The sequence below is a fragment of the Klenkia sp. AC732 genome (assembly GCF_979256525.1).
Genome location: NZ_CEEDOS010000023.1, coordinates 45055 through 62334, shown reverse-complemented (window position 1 = coordinate 62334; position 17280 = coordinate 45055). Strand labels below are relative to the sequence as shown.

The following is a 17280-nucleotide window of genomic DNA, read 5'->3' as shown; positions in this document are numbered from 1 at the left end:
CGTGTGGTGGGCAACACTCAGGCACGCTCGATCACTCCCGCGAGCTGCTCGAACGCCGCCAGGCTGTGGCCGGCGACGAAGTGGTCGACGGCCGGGAGCGCGGCCTGCATCCCGCCGGTGAGCGGCTGGTAGCCGACCCGGCCCTTGTGCGGGTTGACCCACACGACGCTGTGCGCCAGCCGGTGCAGCCGGGTCATCTGCTCGCCCAGCAGCTCGGTCCCGCCGCGCTCCCAGCCGTCGCTGCACACCACGACGACGGCGCCGCGGGCCGTGCCGCGCTGGCCCCAGCGGTCCAGGAAGGCCTTGAGCACCTCGCCGATCCGGGTGCCGCCGGACCAGTCGGGGATGGCGTGCCCGCTGGCGGCCAGCGCCTTGTCCGGGTCGCGCAGCCGCATCTCCCGGGTGACCCGGGTGAGCCGAGTGCCGATGGTGAACACCTCGGTGGACGCCGGCCGGGCGCGGACGGCGGCGTGCGCGAAGCGCAGCAGCGCGTCGGCATAGGGGCTCATCGACCCCGAGACGTCGACCAGCAGCACCACCCGGCGCGGCCGCGGCCGGGCACGGCGACGGGCCAGCGAGGTGATCTCCCCGCCGTCGCGCAGCGCGTGCCGGATGGTGCGCGCCATGTGCACCTGGCCGTGCAGGTCGGGACGGCGACGCCGGGAGGGCCGCATCGGCGCGGCGGGCACCAGCAGCGCGAACAGCCTGCGCAGCTGGTCCCGCTCGGCGATGGACAGCTCGGAGACGTCCCGGTGGCGCAGCACCTCGGACTCGCTCGCCGCGGCCTTCAGGTCCGGCGCCTCCTCGGAGTCCTCACCGGCACCCTCGTCGGAGGCCGACAGCGGCGCCGACTCGGCCATCCGCTGCTCCTGCTGCGCCGAGGACTGCGGGCGCCGCGGCGCCTCACCGGCGAAGTAGGCGGCGAAGGCGGCGTCGTAGCGGTCCAGGTCGTCCGGGCTCGCGCACAGCGTCAGCCGGCCCGACCAGTAGACGTCGGTCGGGTCCAGCACCCGCAGGTGCGCGACCGCGGTCAGCATCGCCTCGACCCGGTCCGGGGACGCCCCGACCCCGGCGTGCCGCAGCGTGCGCGCGAACCCCAGGACGACGTCGACGACGTCCCGTTGCCGGGGAGGTGCGGTGGCTTCAGCCGCCACCGAAGAGGGCTCCCCGGGTCAGCGCGTGCACCCGGTCGGTGTCCTCGCGGTACTTGAGGACCGCGCCCAGGGTGCGCGCAGCGGTCTCGGGGTCCAGCTCGCGGGCGCCCAGGGTGTGCAGCGCGGTCGCCCAGTCCATGGCCTCGGCGATGCCGGGGGGCTTGAGCAGGTCCAGGCTGCGCAGCTTCGCCGTCGCGCGGGCGACCTGGCGGGCGAGGTCCTCGGTGACCTGGGGCAGCCGCTGGCGCAGGATGGCGACCTCGCGCTCGAAGTCGGGGTGCTCCAGCCAGTGGTAGAGGCAGCGGCGCTTGAGGGCGTCGTGCACCTCGCGGGTGCGGTTGGAGGTGAGCACCACCAGCGGCGGGGTGGTGGCCCGGATGGTGCCGAGCTCGGGGATGGAGATGGTGAAGTCGCTGAGCAGCTCGAGCAGGAAGGCCTCGAACTCGTCGTCGGCACGGTCGATCTCGTCGACCAGCAGCACCGAGGGCGCGTCCTCCAGGGCCTGCAGCAGCGGCCGGGCCAGCAGGAAGCGACGGTCGTAGAGGCCGGCCTCGAGCGTGGCGGTGTCGGCCCCGGAACCGGCGGCCTCGGCGGCGCGCAGGTGCAGCAGCTGGCGGCCGAAGTCCCAGTCGTAGAGCGCCTGGCTGGCCTCCAGGCCCTCGTAGCACTGCAGCCGGTACATCGGCCGGCCGGTGACCTCGGCCAGCGCATGGGCCAGCGCGGTCTTGCCGACCCCGGCCTCGCCCTCCAGGAACAGCGGCCGGCCCATCGCCAGGGCGAGGTAGGCCGCCGTCGTCAGGCCCTCGTCGGGCAGGTAGCCGGTGGCCTCCAGGGCGACGGCCAGGGCCTTCGGGTCGGCCGGGAGCACCTCGGCCGGACGGGGGGTCGCTGTGGGCTGGCTCACCGGCCCACTCTCCCACCTCGCCCAGCGGCGCGCGTTGCAGCGTGGTTGCACACCGGGACTGCTAGCGTCGCTTGTCTCATCGAAGTCACTAGCACAATCGGAGCACCCGTGTTCATCGCCACCGTCGCGGTCAGCGTCCTGCTGTCCCTCGCCCTGCTCGCCTCCGCCGCGGGCAAGCTCACCAAGAACCCGGGTGCCACCCAGGCGGTCCTCGGCGTCGGCGTGCCGGCCGGGCGGATCCCCGTCCTGGCCGCGCTGGAGATCGCCGGCGCGCTCGGCCTGCTGGTCGGTCTGGCCTGGGCACCGCTGGGCATCGCCGCCGCCGTGGGCGTCGTCCTCTACTTCGTGGGCGCCGTCGTCGCACACCTGCGCGTCCACGACAGGCAGTTCGGGCCCGCAGCCGGGTTGATGGTCCTCGCCGTCGTCGCCCTGGTCCTGCGGGTGCTCACCGCCTGACCCGGCACGTACGAGAGGCCCAGGACCGTCACGGTCCTGGGCCTCTCGTCGTCCTGGATCAGCCCAGCGGGGCGTTGGTCCAGTCGCTGGAGTACTCCAGGCCCGAGCGCTGGAACATCTGGGTGACCGGGCAGCGACGCTCGGTCTCGGCCTGGAACCGGGCGAAGGTCTCGGCGTCGGCGTCGGTCTCGACGGTGGCCCGCACGGTGACGGCGTCGAAGTTCGCGTTGCCCTCGGCCCCGGTGACCATGACGGCGGTGTCCAGGTCGCCCTGCACGTCGAAGGTCCAGGCGCCGGTGGCGATGCCCAGCTCCGCAGCCACGATCGAGGCGGTGACCTGGTTGCAGGAGCTCAGGGCCGCCAGCAGGTAGGACAGCGGGCTCGGGGAGGCGTCCTGGCCGCCGAACGCGGGGTAGGTGTCGACGTCGACGACGTGGCCGGCGTCCCCGCCGACCGTGACGCGCTGCGCGACGCCGGTGCCCTCGGCGTGGTGGGTGAACGGGACGACGGACGACTTGGGCCGGGTGGCCATGCGGTTCTCCTCGGGTGGGCGGGACGGGTCTGTCCCGGTGTTCGGGTCGGGCTGGTCCACCGGTCGGGGTGACTGTGACCACCGCGACCAGCGACGGTCGGCGTGGGCAGCGGGCCCACCACCGAGCGGGTGGACCAACCCCACCACCCTGATCGAGATGGTGCACATCGGAGCGCCGACCGGACTGTCGGTGCCCCGGGGCAGACTGCGCGGCGTGGAGGTGTCCCCGGAAGCCGTGCTCTCCCGACTGCGCCCGCTGCTGCTCGCGGTGCACGAGGCGCTGGCGGCCGGGGTGGCGGTGAGCCACCAGATCCACCGGCAGCACGGCTGGCAGCCCTCGGCGGACCCGCACCTGGACCGGCAGCTGGTCCGGCGGCACGCCATGGAGCAGCTGCGGCCGTGGGCGGCGTCGGTGGGCGAGCAGCTCACCTTCGACGTCGGGGACAGCGGGGCCGAGAGCCTGGGGCTGCCGATGTCCGGGCTGATCGTCACCACCGACACCGACGTGCTGCGCGTGTGGCACTCCGAGGACGGCGAGCTGCCCCCGGGGGACACCAGGGCCCTGCAGGCCTACTACGACCAGTCCCCCACCCGGCAGACGCAGCTGGTGCTGGAGGGCGCACCCCCGGCCGGCAACCACCTGGCGCTGCTGTGGGCCGACCGCGCCGGCGCACTCAGCCGGCTGGAGCTGGTCCGGCCCTGGTGGCGCGGGGGCCGGCACCCCGAGGCCGACTGGCGGGTGGACCTGCTCCGCCAGCCGGCCTGAGGACGCGCCGGGAGGTCAGACCACGTGCGCCTGGTCCGGGGTGCCCAGCACCCGCGGCCAGTTCGCCGGGACGACGACGTCCTGCGGGCGGAGGTCCTTGACGTCGCGGTGGCCCAGGCCGAGCACGGCCGAGTCGATGCCGCTGCGCAGGATGTCCAGCACGTTCTCCACCCCGGCCTGCCCGTTGGCCGCCAGGCCCCACAGGTAGCCGCGGCCGATCATCGCGGCCTTGGCGCCCAGGGCGAGGGCCTTGACCACGTCGGAGCCGCGGCGGATCCCGCCGTCGGTGACGACCTCGACCTGGTCGCCGACGGCCTTGGCGATCGCCGGCAGCGCCCGGATCGAGGCCGGGGTGCCGTCCAGGTTGTTGCCGCCGTGGTTGGACACCGAGATCGCGGTGACCCCGGCGTCGACGGCGCGGTGCGCGTCGTCCACACGCATGACGCCCTTGAGCATGAACGGGCCGCCCCACTGCTCCCGCAACCACTGGACGTCGTCCCAGGTGGGGAGGGGGGTGCCCATCCACTCGCCGTAGGCGCCGAAGAACGTGGGGGCCTCGCCGCCGCCGGGCGGGGCCAGGTTCGGGGTCTTCAGGTCCGGGATCCTGCCGGTCTTGGCGAAGGTGTAGAGCCACTGCGGCCGGAGCAGCACCTCGGGGGCGAACTTGACCGCCGTCTTCAGGTCGATCTTCTCCGGGATCGAGGGGCTGCCCCAGTCCCGGCCCATGGAGAACGACCAGTCCAGGGTCATGATCAGCCCGACGCAGCCGGCGGCGCGGGCGCGCTCCATCCGCTGCACCAGCACGTCCCGGGACCCGACCCAGTACATCTGGAAGAAGGTCTGCGGGCTGGCCGCGGCGACCTCCTCGACGGACTTGGAGGCGAAGGAGCTCAGGCCCATGGTGATCCCGCGGGCCGCGGCGGCACGGGCGACGGCGACCTCGCCGTCGGGGTGCACGGCCTGCACGCCGGTGGGGCTGATCATCACCGGCATCGACAGCGGCTGGCCCATGACCGAGGTGGTCAGGTCACGCTCGCCCTGCAGGCCGGCCACGTGCGGGGCGAAGCCCAGCTCGGAGTAGGCGAGGGTGTTGTCCTCGACGGTGGTGCCACGCTCGGAGCCGGCGATGAGCGCGCCGTAGACCGAGGCGGGCAGGCGCTTCTTGGCCCGGCGCTGGGCCTCGGCGACGGTCTCGAACCACTGGTTGGCCATGGGGTGTCCTCCTCGAGCGGCTGCGGTGCCGCTGTGCTGTGGGTCTCAGGATGCCCTGTGACACTCAGTGCCACCACCCCTCGGGCGGACCGTCCTCCCGCGTCCGCGGACCGGCCCCCGTCCCGGCGCAGGCCAGGCCGGGGGCCGGGGGTCAGCGGCCCTTCTGCGAGATGGCGTCGACCGTGGCCTTCGTGCTCGGTGCCGAGGCGTTGGTCTTGGCCTTCGCGGCCTTGGGCTTCTTGGCCTCGCGGCCGCCCTTGTTCTTGCCTGCCATGGGGACTCCTCACCGCCGGCGCACCGGCGGGGGTCGCGGAGCGCGGTCCGTCGGCGGGGTGCACCTGCGGTTGGAGTGCGGACGGTACGCCCGCAGACCACGAGGCCGGGGGCCGGTGACCCTGCTGACGCCGGCGCCCGCCCCGACACGAGGTCGGGACGGGCGCCGGCGGGTGGTGCGGGGGTGGGTCAGCGGGTGGTGTCGCGCCCGGTGACGCCGGTGCCGCGGGTCGTGTCGCCCTCGACCTGCTCGATCTCCTCGTGCGCGACGGTCTCGTTCACCGTCTGCTGCTCGGTGACGGTCTGGGTGTCCAGCCGGACCCGCTCGACCGGCACGGTCTCCTTCTCCACGACCGGACGCTCGGCGTGCAGCGTGACCTCGTGCTCCTCCTCCGACAGCGCGGGGCCGTCGAGGGCGTCGCCGCGGTTGGCGTCGGTGATCGGCTCGCGCTCGATGCGGACCTCCTCGTGGGAGACCGGCACGGTGCGGGTCACGTTCTCGGTGACGACGTGCTTGCGCAGCCGGGCCCGGCCCGCCTCGACCGACTCGGTCCCGACGTCGAGCCGCTCCTCGGAGCGGGTCATCACGTCGTCCGTCGTGGGGCCGGAGGTGTCGCGCCCGACGGTGCCACGGGAGTCGTTGTCGCGGGTGTCGGCGCTGTGCTGACCGGTCAGCGTGGCGTCCCGGTCACCCGTGCGGCCCACGCCCCCGGCGGCGAGGCCGGCGGCAGCCTGGCCGGTGGTGGTGGTCTCGGTGGTCGTGGTGGTGTCGCGGCCCGTCAGGGTGTCCTGGCCGGAGACGCTGTTGCCCTCGAAGCCGTAGTGCCGGTACAGCTCCTGCTCCTCCTGCGGGGAGAGGTGCTGGTCGGCGTCCACCTTGGGGGCGTCCTTGACGGCGGCCTTGGACACCGGGACCCGCAGGCCCTCGCCGGTGAGGTCGGCGTCGCGCAGGGGCACGAAGGTGGACTTGGTGCCGAAGAGGCCGGTCTTCACGGTGACCCACTCGGGGTTGCCGGACTGGTCGTCGAGGAAGACCTCGTTGGCGGTGCCGATCTTGTCGCCGTCGGCGTCGTAGACGTCGCTGCCGATGACCCGGTCGATGCTCTCGGTGGTGATCACGGTGGTGTGCTCCTCAGCTCGGGGCGGTCTGTGGTCGTGCAGGGGTGGTGCGAAGTCGTGACCACCAGGTGCCCCGCCGAGCCGGAGGTGGAAACAGGATCGCGGAACTCGAACTGTCTAAACACCGTCCGGGCGTGTCGTTCCCGCGGCCCCGCGGGGGTCGTGCGCAGACTCGGTCGGTGCCTCCCCGCTCCCCGTACGACTCGCTCGTGCACCCCCGGACGCAGAAGAAGCCGCTCCCGCAGGTCGAGGCGGACAAGGACCTCGTCGTGGAGGACCCGAGCTCGGGCTTCGTCGGCGCCGTCGTCCGCTGCGAGAAGGACGTCGTCCACCTCGAGGACCGCTTCGGCCGGGTGAAGGGCTACCCGCTGGGTCCCGGCTTCTGGGTCGAGGGCCGCCCGGTGGTGCTGGTGCGCCCGAAGCAGCAGGGCCCGGCCGGCCCCTTCCGCAGCGCGTCGGGCTCCACGTACGTCGCCGGCGCGCGGGCCCGGGTCGCCCGCGAGGGCCGCGTGTACGTCGAGGGCAAGCACGACGCCGAGCTGGTGGAGAAGGTGTGGGGCCACGACCTGCGCATCGAGGGCGTCGTCGTCGAACCGCTGCACGGCGTCGACGACCTCCCGGCGATCGTCCGGGAGTTCCGCCCGGCGTCGGGACGACGGCTCGGCGTGCTGGTCGACCACCTGGTGACCGGGTCCAAGGAGTCCCGCATCGCCGGGCAGGTCACCGGCGCGCACGCCCTGGTCGTCGGGCACCCGTTCATCGACATCTGGCAGGCGGTCAAGCCCTCCGTCGTCGGCATCACGGCCTGGCCGACGGTGCCCCGGGGCGAGGACTGGAAGACCGGCGTCTGCCGCCGGCTGGGCTGGGAGGACGACACCGGCTACGTCTGGGCGCAGCGCATCCTCGCCCGCGTGCAGACCTGGACCGACCTGGAGCCCGAGCTCATCGGCCGCGTCGAGGAGCTCATCGACTTCGTCACCACTGACTGACCCTCTCGGCCACCTCCCGGCCACCCCCGGCCGTGATCATGGGGTTGGTGCACGACGACACGCCGGCCCCGGCGTGTCACCGTGCACGAACTCCATGATCACCGCCGGCGGGAGGCGGGCCGGGGACGACGGAGGGCCCGCCCCCCGTGCGGGGAGCGGGCCCTCTGGGCGTGCGGTGTCAGCTGGGGATCATGTTGAACGTGTCCGGGTCGGGGCCGGTGCGCTCGTTGCGGTCCAGGGCCGAGATCGCCGTCATGTCGTCCTGGGACAGCTCGAAGTCGAAGAGCGCGAAGTTCTCCTCGACGCGGCTGCGGGTGACCGACTTGGGGAAGACGATGTCGCCGCGCTGGACCGCCCAGCGCAGGGTGACCTGGGCCGGGGTGCGGTGCACGCGCTCGGCGACGCGGACGATCGCCGGGTCGTCGAGGACCTTGCCCTGCGCGATGGGCGACCAGGCCTCGGTGAGGATGCCGCGCTCGGCGTTGTAGGCGCGCAGCTCGTCCTGGGCCAGGTAGGGGTGCACCTCGATCTGGTTCACCGCGGGGGTGATGTCGGCCTGGTCGCGCAGCCGGTTGAGGTGGTTGGTCTGGAAGTTGGAGACGCCGATCGCGCGGGCCTTGCCGTCGCGGTACAGCTGCTCCATGGCCTTCCAGGTCTCGACGAAGTCGATGTCGATGCCCGGCAGCGGCCAGTGGATGAGGAACAGGTCCAGCTGCTCGACCTGCAGGTCGGCCAGCGACTGGTCGATGGCCTTGGCGACGTCGGCCTCGGCGTGGAAGCCGTTGTTCAGCTTCGAGGTGAGGAAGACGTCCTCGCGGGCGAGCCCGGAGTCGCGGAAGCCCTCACCGACCTCCTTCTCGTTGCCGTACATCTCGGCGGTGTCGATGTGCCGGTAGCCGACCTCGAGGGCCGCGCGGACGGCCTCGCGGGTGTTCTCGGGCTCGATCTGGTAGGTGCCGAAGCCCAGCTGCGGGATCTCGACGCCGTTGTTGAGGGTGATCGTGGGGACGGTCATGGAGCTCCTCCTCGTGGTGGTGCGGGGTGTGTGGGGCACACGCCATCGGCGCGGCCGCTCCCTCCCGCCCTACCCGGTGGTGTGCCGCTCAACCGGCGAGGAACCCCACACGACCTGTGGGAACACCCTCAGAAGTAGTCGCGCAGCTCGGCCCGCGGCCCGGAGGCGAGCAGGTCCAGGGCGGCGGGGTCCCCGGCGCCCCCGGTGAGGCCGGTCTGCGCCAGCGCCCGGCCCGACGTCGCCGAGCAGTAGAGGACGGCGAACCCGCGGACGTCGAGCCACCGCTCAGGCTCGGTGCCGGTCCGCCGCAGGGTCGCCGAGCCGCCCTCGACCTCGAGCTGCCAGTCCCCGGCGTTCCACGGCGCGACGTCGTCCCGGAGCCGGAAGGCGACCCGACCGGTGACGTGCGTGGGCCAACCGCGGTCGGCCACCGCCCGGACGACGTCCACCGGCCGGTGCATCCAGGGCACGGCGGACCCCTCACCGCCGGGCCACGAGGACCGCTCCAGCGGCAGCACGGTGGAGAACACGTCACCGGCCAGCAGCGGGACCCGCACCGATCGGGTCACCGTCGTCCAGCCGGCGAGGACGCCGACCAGTGCGCGGGCGGCCGCCGGGGTGGTGGCGAGCAGGTCGTGCACGGTCAGCCGGGCGTCGGTCCCGTAGCCCTTGCCGCGGCCGAAGACGAGGGCGCCGACCAGCCGGTCGCCCTCGTGCACCAGCGAGAGCCCGTCGACGCCCTCGGGCAGCGGGGTGTCGGTGGGGGCGTCGAAGAACCCGCCGCGGCGGGTCAGCAGGCCCTGCCGGTCCCGGGCGACCTCCTCGTACAGGTCGGTGACGGCGGCCAGGTCGTCGGCGCCCCCGGGCCGGACGACGAGCCCGTCCCCGGCGCGGGTGCGGGGCAGCGCGGCGGTGTCCAGCTCGGTGGCGGTCAGCGTGCCGGCGACCTCCCAGCCCAGCGACCGGTACACCGCGGAGACCGTCGGGTACAGCGCGCTGACCGCGGCCCCCCGGTCGCGGGCCCGGACCAGCAGCTCGGTGAGCAGCCGCCGGGCGTGCCCGCCACCGCGGGTCTCGGGTGCGACGGCCACGCCGCTGACGGCCGCGGTGGACACCCGGCGGCCGCCCCACCAGGACTCGAGTGCGTGGTCGGTGACCTTGCCCAGCAATCGGCCGGCGTCGTCGAAGGCGCCCAGCCGGTGCACGCCGGGATCGGCCCGCAGGGCCCGGGCCGGTGCCTCCGCCGGTCCGCCGAAGGCCAGCCGGCCCAGTTCCCAGGCGTCGGGGAGGTCGTCGGCGGTCAGCTCGCGGATGGTCGTGGGCACGACGTCGACCCTCTCAGGCGGCCCGGTCAGGCGACGGTGCGGGCGGCCCACAGGTCCGGGAACACCTCGCGGGCGGCGCTGCGCTCCAGCCACGCCAGCCCGGCCGAGCCGCCACTGCCGGGCTTGGCGCCCATCGCCCGCTTGACGGCGGTGACGTGCCGCTGGCGCCAGACGGTGAACTCCTCGGCGACGTCGGTCAGCGTCTCGGCCAGCACGAAGAGCTCGTTGCCCGGCCGCGGGTCCCGGTAGACCGTGGCCCACGCCGCGGTGACGGCGTCGTCGGCGGGGTGCGTGACGGATCGGTCCCGCTCCAGCACCGCCGGGGGGACGGCGACGCCGCGGCGGGCCAGCAGGGCCAGCACGTCGTCCTCGACGGAGTCGGCGGCCAGTGCGCGCTGCAGGTCGGCGTGCACGGCGGGCAGCCCGCGGTGCGGCCGGACGACGGACTCGGCCTTGAGCCCCAGCAGGAACTCCACGTGCCGGTACTCGTAGGACTGGAAGCCCGAGGCCTCCCCGAGCTGGTCGCGGAAGCCGTTGAACTCCGCCGGGGTCAGCCAGGACAGCGACCCCCAGCAGGCGTTGAGCGCCCGCAGGTGGTGCACCGAGCGGCGCAGCGAGGCGATGGCGCCGTCCAGGTCGTCGGCCCGGAACTGCCGCTGGGCCAGCTCCCACTCCCGGCGCAGCAGGGTGAACAGCAGCTCCATCACCTGGGTGACGACGAGGAACGCGGGCTCGGCCGGGGAGTCGGTGACCGGCCGGACGAGCGCCTGCAGCTGCCGCACGCCGACGTAGGACTCGTACGGCGTGGCCTCGGCGAACTCCAGCGTGGGCTCCCCGGCGTTGGCCGCGGCCCGGGTGAGCCGGGTGCCGGCGTCCAGCGGGCGGGGGGCGGTCGGCACGGTGCGGGTGGTCACCGGGAGATCGTCGTCGCGGCGGGGGGTCCCCCGGAACGGCCGAGCGCACCCGGCAACGCCGTGCCGCCTGACGGGTGCGAGGGATCTGCGGGGGTCAGCCTGACAGCGGCCGCACCGGCGCCGCCGGCAGCGGGCTGGCCAGCACCATCGTGGAGCTGGGCGGCCCGAAGACGGCGAGCCGGTCGACCAGGGCCTCGAAGCCGGCCATGGTCGCCGTCCCCACCTTGAGCAGGGAGCAGGCGTCGCCGGTGACCCGGTGCAGCTCGAGGACCTCGGGCCAGCCGGCCACCTCGGGGTCGCGCAGCACGCAGCGCGGGCCGTAGCAGGACAGCCGCACGTAGGCGACGACGCCGCGACCGGCGGCGGCCAGGTCGACCGTGGCCCGGTACCCGGTGAGCACCCCGGTCTCCTCCAGCCGGCGCAGCCGGTCGGCGACCGAGGGCGCCGACAGGTGCACCCGGCGGGCCAGCTCGCGCAGCGAGAGCCGGGCGTCGTCCTGCAGCTGGGCCAGGATCGCCCAGTCGGTGGCGTCCAGCGGGCGGGTCACCGCACCGCGTCCGCGGGCGCCGGCTCCACCAGCTCGGCGGGGCGGCGCAGCAGCAGCGCACCGGCCAGCGCGAGCACCCCGGCGGCAGCGGCACCCAGCGCGGGCACGAGGAAGGCGTCCTGCGCGCCCCAGGAGTCGACGGCGGCACCGGCCAGCGCGGCACCCGCGGTGACGCCCAGGGTGAGACCGGTCGACGTCCAGGTCAGGCCCTCGTTGAGCGCCGAGCGCGGCACCCGGGACTCCACCAGCGACATGCCCGAGACCAGCACCGGGGCGATGGCCAGCCCGGCCAGGAACGCCGCCGGCACCAGCCAGGTCAGCGACCCGACCAGCAGCAGGCCCTGGGCGGCGAGGCCGAAGAGGACCGCGCAGCCCACGAACCGGGCCAGCAGCGTCCCGGGCAGCCGGACGACGCCGTAGGCCAGCCCGGACACCAGGCTGCCCCCGGCGTAGGCGGCCAGCGCGACCCCGGCCATCACCGGGGCGTCCTGCAGCTCGGCGAACCCGACGACCACGACGTCCATGGCGCCGAAGACGGTTCCCACGGCCAGGTAGGCGGTGGCCACGACCAGCAGGGTCGGGCTGAGCACCGAGGTGCGCGGGCGCGGCTCGTCGGAGGTGTCCCGGTGAACGGGGGGCTGGGTGGCCTGCTGGCGGGCCAGCCAGACGGCGCCGGCGACCCCGACGACGAGGCCGACGACGAACCCCGCCGGCGGGGCGACCAGAGCGGCCAGGAAGGTGATCGACGGGGGCCCGACGACGAAGACGACCTCGTCGACGACGGACTCGAAGGCGAACGCGGTCTGCCGGTCCTCGGCGTCGGGCAGCGCGTTGGCCCACCGGGCCCGGACGGCGGCACCGACGTTGGCCCCGCACGCGCCGGTCAGGGCGGCGAGCACGAACCAGGACCAGCGGGGGCCGTCGAGCACGACGGCCGCGACGAAGACCAGACCCAGCAGCAGGTAGGCCGCCGAGGACACCACCAGCACCCGGGCCTGGCCGACGCGGTCCATGCCGCGGGCCCACTGCGGGCTGCCGACGGCGAAGGCCAGCGCGAGGGTGCCTGCGACGGCACCGGCCAGGCCGTAGCTGCCGGACTCGCCGGCGACCATCAGCACCGAGCCCAGCCCGACGGTGGACATCGGCACGCGGGCCAGCCAGCCGGCGAAGGAGAAGGACCGCGAGCCCGGGACGGTGAAGATGCGGGCGTAGGGCGAGAGGGGGTTGTGCACGGGGATCGATCTCGACTTCCTGGCCACAGGCGGAGACAGGGGGGCCTGCCGTGTTCCCGGGTGGCAGCCCGATCCTAGGAGAGGTCCGGGGAGGATGCCCCGGTGACCGAGTCCCGGGTGTGGCGCCCGCTCACCCGCCGCCGTGACGACGTCGACCCGCACCGCGCGCAGAGCCGGGTGGCCGCCTACGTCTACGGGAACGTCCTGGTGCTCGCCGCCGTCGTCGGCACGTCGCCGGCCGCGGTGGACTCCGGTGCCGCCGTGACGATCGTCGTGGGCACCGTGCTGTCGACCTACGTGGCCCACGTGCTGGCCCACTCGGTCGGGGCGCTGTTCACCGGCGGGGAGCGACGCGAGCTGCGCGACGCCGCCCGGGACGCGACGCCGGTCCTGAGCTCGGGTGCGCTGCCCGCCGCGGTCCTGGCCGCGACCGCGCTGGGCTGGCCACCGGAGGTGTGGGGCCAGTCGCTGGCGGCCGCGGTCGGGCTGGTCCGGGTGGCCGGCATCGGGCTGGTGTACCGCCGGCTGCAGGCCGACGTGCCGCTGGGCCGGGCGCTGCTGGTGGGTGCCGTCGCGGCGGCGGTCGCGCTGGTCGCCGTCGTCCTCAAGCTGGTGCTGACGCACTAGCGCCACACGGGTGCTGACGCACCGGGGCAACCTCGTGCAACCCGCTCGTGCGGCGGCGCACCGACTCTGGACCCGCAGGCGCGGGAGCGCGGGTGACGACGGCCACAGCCGCTGGGGGAGCCGCCCGACGCGGCTCTACAGTCGGGAGGGTGACGACGCCGAGCCCGCTCCCCGACCCGGTGGTCCGCGTGCCCGAGCCGGCCCCGGGTGCGCCCGGCAGCGGCGGGCTCGTCGACCGGCACGGGCGCACCGCGACCGACCTCCGGGTCTCCCTGACCGACCGGTGCAACCTGCGCTGCAGCTACTGCATGCCGCCCGAGGGCCTGGACTGGCTGCCCAAGGTGGAGCAGCTCACCGACGACGAGGTCGTCCGGCTGGTGCGCATCGGCGTCGAGCACCTGGGCATCCAGGAGGTCCGCTTCACCGGCGGCGAGCCGCTGCTGCGCCCGGGCCTGCCCGGCATCGTCGCGGCCACCACGGCGCTGCTGCCCCGTCCCGAGGTCAGCCTGACCACCAACGCCGTCGGGCTGTCCCGGATGGCGCCGGCGCTGGCCGCCGCGGGGCTGGACCGGCTCAACGTCAGCCTGGACACCCTGGACCGGGACCGGTTCAAGCAGCTGACCCACCGCGACCGGCTGCCCGACGTGCTGGCCGGGCTCAAGGCCGCCAAGGAGGCCGGGCTCACCCCGGTCAAGGTCAACACGGTGCTGCTCAAGGGCATCAACGAGGACGACGCCGTTCCGCTGCTGGAGTACTGCCTGGAGCACGGGTACGAGCTGCGCTTCATCGAGCAGATGCCGCTGGACGCCCACCACGCGTGGACCCGCGCCGAGATGGTCACCGCCGAGGACATCCTGGCGAAGCTGTCGGCCACCCACACCCTGGTGCCCGACGTCGAGGAGCGCGGCGCGGCCCCGGCCGAGCGCTGGCTGGTCGACGGCACCGGGCTGACCGTGGGCGTCATCGCCTCGGTGACCCGCAGCTTCTGCGGCGCCTGCGACCGGACCCGGCTCACCGCCGACGGCCAGATCCGCAACTGCCTCTTCGCCCGCGACGAGTCCGACCTGCGGACGGCGATGCGGGACGGCGCCACCGACCAGGAGCTGGCCGACCGCTGGCGGATCGCGACGCTGACCAAGCTCCCCGGCCACGGCATCGACGACCCGTCGTTCCTGCAGCCCTCCCGCCCGATGTCGGCGATCGGGGGCTGAGCGTGACGACCACCGAGGCCGGCACCGAGACCGGCACCGTGACGGTGCGCTACTTCGCCGGTGCCCGCGCCGCCGTCGGCGTGGACACCGAGACCCGCCACGCCGGGTCGCTGGAGGAGCTGGTGGGCCAGATCGTGGCCGACCACGGTGAGAAGCTGGAGCGGGTGCTGACGGCGTGCTCGTTCCTGGTCGACGGAACGTCCACGCGTGATCGTGCGTTGGTGCTGTCGCCCGGGGCAGTCGTCGACGTGCTGCCCCCCTTCGCCGGAGGTTGATCCACCCCGCTCGTGAGCTCGCTGCCTCACCTACCTGAGACACCTGCCCGTCCCCAGCCGGGGTGCACGCCGTGATCGAGTGGCTGCTCGTCCTCGTCGGCGTCCTGCTGATCGCCGCCTGCGCCGCCTTCGTCGCCTTCGAGTTCGCCCTGGTGACCGTGGACCGGGCCACCGTGGAGCGCCACGCCGCCGACGGTGAGCGCGGCGCCGACGGCGTGCTGGCCGCGATGCGGACGCTGTCCACCCAGCTGTCGGGTGCCCAGCTCGGCATCACCGTCACCAACCTGGCCATCGGCTTCGTCGCCGAGCCCTCCATCGCCGCGCTGCTGGCCGGGCCGCTGGAGTCCGTCGGGCTCTCCGGCGGTGCCGCCCGCTCGGTGTCGATCACCCTGGCGCTGGTCCTGGCGACCGCGCTGACCATGGTCTTCGGCGAGCTGGTGCCCAAGAACCTGGCCATCGCCGAGCCGTTCCGGGTCGCCAAGGCCGTGTCGGGTTTCCAGCGGGGCTTCACCCGGAACACCGCCTGGGTCATCCGGGCCCTCAACGGCTGGGCGAACGCCATCCTGCGCCGGGTCTTCTCCGTCGAGCCGCAGGAGGAGCTGGCCTCCGCCCGCTCCCCCGAGGAGCTCACCTCCCTGGTGCGTCGCTCGGGCAGCACGGGCACGCTGGAGGCCGGCACCGCCGCCCTGCTGGAGCGTGGGCTGGCCTTCGGCGAGCTGCGCGCCAGCGACGTCGCCACCCGCCGGGTGCAGATGACCAGCGTGCAGGCCACCGACCCGGTCGCGGTCGTGCTGGCCACCGCCCGGGACTCCGGGCACTCCCGGTTCCCGGTGCTGTCCGCCGACGGCGTCGACGACGTCGTCGGGTTGGTCCACGTGAAACACGCCCTCGGGGTGGAGCGGGCCCACCGGACCACGGTGACCGTCGCCGACGTGATGGTGGAGGCGCTCTTCGTGCCCACCTCCCGCCAGCTCGACGACCTGCTGGTCGACCTGCGCCGCGGGTCGCTGCAGATGGCCGTGGTGGTCGACGAGTACGGCGGCACCGACGGCGTCGTCACCATCGAGGACCTGGTCGAGGAGCTGGTCGGCGACCTGACCGACGAGCACGACGACGACGCCGACGAGGTCGACGTCGAGGACCTGGGCGACGGCACCTGGTCGGTGTCGGGCCTGCTGCGTCCCGACGAGGTCGCCGCGGTCACCGGGCTCACCGTCCCGGGCGACCGGCACTACGAGACGATCGGCGGCCTGGTGCTGCACCAGCTGGGCCGCATCCCCGAGGTGGGTGACCGGGTGGAGGCGCTGCGCCAGCTGCCGCCCGAGCTCGCCGAGGAGGCCGAGGGCCACCCCGGTGGCGTCTGGGTCGAGGTGACCCTCGTCGACGGCACCCGCGTCGAGCGGGCCCGCCTGGGCGAGCTGCTGCCCGAGACCGCCGACGACGAGACCGAGGTGTCCGCGTGAGCGACTGGATCGGCGTGCTGGTGGCCGTCGTGCTGCTGGGCGCCAACGCCTTCTTCGTCGGCGCGGAGTTCGCCCTGATCTCCGCCCGGCGCTCCTCCATCGAGCCGCTGGCCGAGGCCGGCAGCCGCCGGGCCCGGACCACGCTGGGCGCGATGGAGCAGGTCTCGATGATGATGGCCGGCGCCCAGCTGGGCATCACCGTCTGCTCGCTGGGCCTGGGCGCCATCGGCGAGCCGGCCGTGGCACACCTGCTGGAGCCGGTGTTCGACGCCGTCGGCGTCCCCGAGGGCGCGGTCTACCCGATCAGCTTCGTGATCGCGCTGACCGTCGTCGTCGCGCTGCACGTGGTGATCGGCGAGATGGTGCCCAAGAACCTGGCGTTGGCCGGCCCGGACAAGGCCGCCCTCGCCCTGGCGCCGCCGCTGCTGCTGGTCGTCACGGTGCTCAAGCCGGTGATCTTCGTGCTCAACGCCCTGGCCAACGCGGTCCTGCGGCTGCTGAAGGTGGAGCCCAAGGACGAGGTGACCAGCTCCTTCACCCGCGACGAGGTCGCCGGGCTGCTGGACGAGTCCCGGGCCGGTGGCCTGCTCGACGACGCCGACCACGACCTGCTCACCGGCGCGCTGACCCTGGAGGACCGGGAGACCCGGACCGTGCTGATCGCCCGCGCGGACCTCACGGTGCTCAGCCCCGACGAGGACGCCCTCGCCGTCGAGCGGGTCGCGGCGCAGACCGGGTTCTCCCGCTTCCCGGTGGTCACCGACGGTGAGCTGTCGGGCTACGTGCACGTCAAGGACGTGCTGGTGGCCGACGGCGAGCCCGACGTGCGGGTCGCCGACATCACCCGTCCGCTCCCCCGGGTCGAGGCCTCGGCGGACCTGCGGAGCACCCTGCAGACCATGCAGGCCGACCGCGCCCAGTTCGCCGCCGTCGTCGACGGTGGTGCGGTGCTGGGCGTCGTGGCCCTGGAGGACATCCTCGAGGAGCTGGTCGGCGAGATCCGGGACAGCGTGCACCGATGAGAGCGACACCGACCAGGAGGACCGTGCGATGAGCGTGTTCGACAAGGCGAAGGCCAAGGCCGAGGAGCTGCTGGGCCGGGCGACCGAGGTCTACGGGGAGTCCCACGGGGACGCCGCGGCCGAGGTGGCCGGCGAGGCCCGACGCCTGGAGGGCGAGGCCGAGGAGGAGGCGCTCGAGCGCGCCGAGGGCCGCGAGTCCGGGCACCGCGACCCCGACGACGACGGGCTCGCCGGCGCCCGCTGA

The 17280-nt window shown here is 74.3% G+C and carries 20 protein-coding genes; 9 read left to right on the top strand and 11 right to left on the bottom strand.

The genetic code is table 11. From position 1 onward, the window contains the following. Nucleotides 1–17 precede the first annotated feature (17 nt). Together AC0IVP_RS12800 and AC0IVP_RS12795 are read right to left on the bottom strand one after the other, a co-directional pair. Entirely contained in the window at nt 18–1154 is a 1137-nt protein-coding gene (locus AC0IVP_RS12800; protein WP_056295581.1) for a vWA domain-containing protein, read from the bottom strand. Further along, on the bottom strand, nt 1144–2058 hold the full coding sequence (locus AC0IVP_RS12795; protein WP_056295585.1) for an AAA family ATPase: 915 nt from the start codon (nt 2056–2058) through the stop codon (nt 1144–1146). The genes AC0IVP_RS12800 and AC0IVP_RS12795 overlap by 11 nt, the downstream gene beginning before the upstream one ends. 108 nt (nt 2059–2166) lie before the next feature. Here AC0IVP_RS12795 and AC0IVP_RS12790 point away from each other — a divergent pair, with 108 nt between their 5' ends. Further along, on the top strand, nt 2167–2514 hold the full coding sequence (locus tag AC0IVP_RS12790) for a DoxX family protein (RefSeq protein ID WP_471756957.1): 348 nt from the start codon (nt 2167–2169) through the stop codon (nt 2512–2514). Between the two features lie 58 nt (nt 2515–2572). On the opposite strand, the gene AC0IVP_RS12785 is transcribed toward AC0IVP_RS12790, so the two are convergent. Continuing rightward, nucleotides 2573–3046: an OsmC family protein gene (locus AC0IVP_RS12785; protein WP_471756955.1), complete on the bottom strand. Its 474-nt coding sequence runs from the start codon at nt 3044–3046 to the stop codon at nt 2573–2575. A 157-nt stretch (nt 3047–3203) separates the two neighbouring features. On the opposite strand from AC0IVP_RS12785, the gene AC0IVP_RS12780 reads away from it, so the two are divergent. Next, nucleotides 3204–3812 (top strand): hypothetical protein, encoded by a 609-nt coding sequence (locus tag AC0IVP_RS12780; protein ID WP_471756953.1) that lies wholly within the window; start codon nt 3204–3206, stop codon nt 3810–3812. A 15-nt stretch (nt 3813–3827) separates the two neighbouring features. On the opposite strand, the gene mftD is transcribed toward AC0IVP_RS12780, so the two are convergent. The 3 genes from mftD to AC0IVP_RS12765 form a co-directional block, all read right to left on the bottom strand. Beyond that, complete coding sequence (gene mftD, locus AC0IVP_RS12775; protein ID WP_056295593.1) at nt 3828–5024, bottom strand: pre-mycofactocin synthase MftD; 1197 nt, start codon at nt 5022–5024, stop codon at nt 3828–3830. Between the two features lie 151 nt (nt 5025–5175). After that, nucleotides 5176–5298 carry a hypothetical protein gene (locus AC0IVP_RS12770; RefSeq protein WP_255352987.1) on the bottom strand — a complete coding sequence of 41 codons (123 nt, stop codon included), beginning with the start codon at nt 5296–5298 and terminating at the stop codon, nt 5176–5178. A gap of 188 nt (nt 5299–5486) precedes the next feature. Further along, nucleotides 5487–6416 carry a PRC and DUF2382 domain-containing protein gene (locus AC0IVP_RS12765; RefSeq protein ID WP_471756951.1) on the bottom strand — a complete coding sequence of 310 codons (930 nt, stop codon included), beginning with the start codon at nt 6414–6416 and terminating at the stop codon, nt 5487–5489. Between the two features lie 179 nt (nt 6417–6595). Here AC0IVP_RS12765 and AC0IVP_RS12760 point away from each other — a divergent pair, with 179 nt between their 5' ends. Next, on the top strand, nt 6596–7405 hold the full coding sequence (locus tag AC0IVP_RS12760; protein ID WP_056295600.1) for a DUF3097 domain-containing protein: 810 nt from the start codon (nt 6596–6598) through the stop codon (nt 7403–7405). A 178-nt stretch (nt 7406–7583) separates the two neighbouring features. Here AC0IVP_RS12760 and AC0IVP_RS12755 read toward each other — a convergent pair whose 3' ends face one another. From AC0IVP_RS12755 to AC0IVP_RS12735, 5 genes are all read right to left on the bottom strand, one after another. Further along, a complete protein-coding gene (locus AC0IVP_RS12755; RefSeq protein ID WP_471756949.1) occupies nt 7584–8420 on the bottom strand; it encodes an aldo/keto reductase in 837 nt (278 codons plus the stop codon). Nucleotides 8421–8548: 128 nt separating this feature from the next. Then, the gene (locus AC0IVP_RS12750; protein ID WP_471756947.1) at nt 8549–9745 is read right to left on the bottom strand and encodes a GNAT family N-acetyltransferase; all 1197 of its coding nucleotides are present in this window, start codon (nt 9743–9745) and stop codon (nt 8549–8551) included. 26 nt (nt 9746–9771) lie between these two features. Then, nucleotides 9772–10659 (bottom strand): tryptophan 2,3-dioxygenase, encoded by an 888-nt coding sequence (locus AC0IVP_RS12745; protein ID WP_471756945.1) that lies wholly within the window; start codon nt 10657–10659, stop codon nt 9772–9774. A 94-nt stretch (nt 10660–10753) separates the two neighbouring features. Continuing rightward, nucleotides 10754–11206 (bottom strand): Lrp/AsnC family transcriptional regulator, encoded by a 453-nt coding sequence (locus tag AC0IVP_RS12740; RefSeq protein ID WP_200938882.1) that lies wholly within the window; start codon nt 11204–11206, stop codon nt 10754–10756. Further along, nucleotides 11203–12438: an MFS transporter gene (locus AC0IVP_RS12735; RefSeq protein ID WP_471756943.1), complete on the bottom strand. Its 1236-nt coding sequence runs from the start codon at nt 12436–12438 to the stop codon at nt 11203–11205. Before AC0IVP_RS12735 ends, AC0IVP_RS12740 begins: the two co-directional genes overlap by 4 nt. Before the next feature lie 102 nt (nt 12439–12540). Here AC0IVP_RS12735 and AC0IVP_RS12730 point away from each other — a divergent pair, with 102 nt between their 5' ends. From AC0IVP_RS12730 to AC0IVP_RS12705, 6 genes are all read left to right on the top strand, one after another. Next, nucleotides 12541–13065, top strand: coding sequence for a hypothetical protein (locus AC0IVP_RS12730; protein WP_056295606.1), 525 nt, complete (start codon nt 12541–12543; stop codon nt 13063–13065). 149 nt (nt 13066–13214) lie between these two features. Next, nucleotides 13215–14276, top strand: a complete 1062-nt coding sequence (moaA, locus tag AC0IVP_RS12725) for a GTP 3',8-cyclase MoaA (RefSeq protein WP_200938883.1) — start codon at nt 13215–13217, stop codon at nt 14274–14276. A gap of 2 nt (nt 14277–14278) precedes the next feature. Continuing rightward, entirely contained in the window at nt 14279–14551 is a 273-nt protein-coding gene (locus AC0IVP_RS12720; protein ID WP_235564786.1) for a MoaD/ThiS family protein, read from the top strand. 71 nt (nt 14552–14622) lie between these two features. Continuing rightward, on the top strand, nt 14623–16014 hold the full coding sequence (locus tag AC0IVP_RS12715; RefSeq protein WP_471756941.1) for a hemolysin family protein: 1392 nt from the start codon (nt 14623–14625) through the stop codon (nt 16012–16014). Then, a complete protein-coding gene (locus tag AC0IVP_RS12710) occupies nt 16011–17036 on the top strand; it encodes a hemolysin family protein (RefSeq protein ID WP_471756939.1) in 1026 nt (341 codons plus the stop codon). The genes AC0IVP_RS12715 and AC0IVP_RS12710 overlap by 4 nt, the downstream gene beginning before the upstream one ends. Nucleotides 17037–17064: 28 nt before the next feature. Continuing rightward, nucleotides 17065–17280: a hypothetical protein gene (locus AC0IVP_RS12705; protein ID WP_056295615.1), complete on the top strand. Its 216-nt coding sequence runs from the start codon at nt 17065–17067 to the stop codon at nt 17278–17280.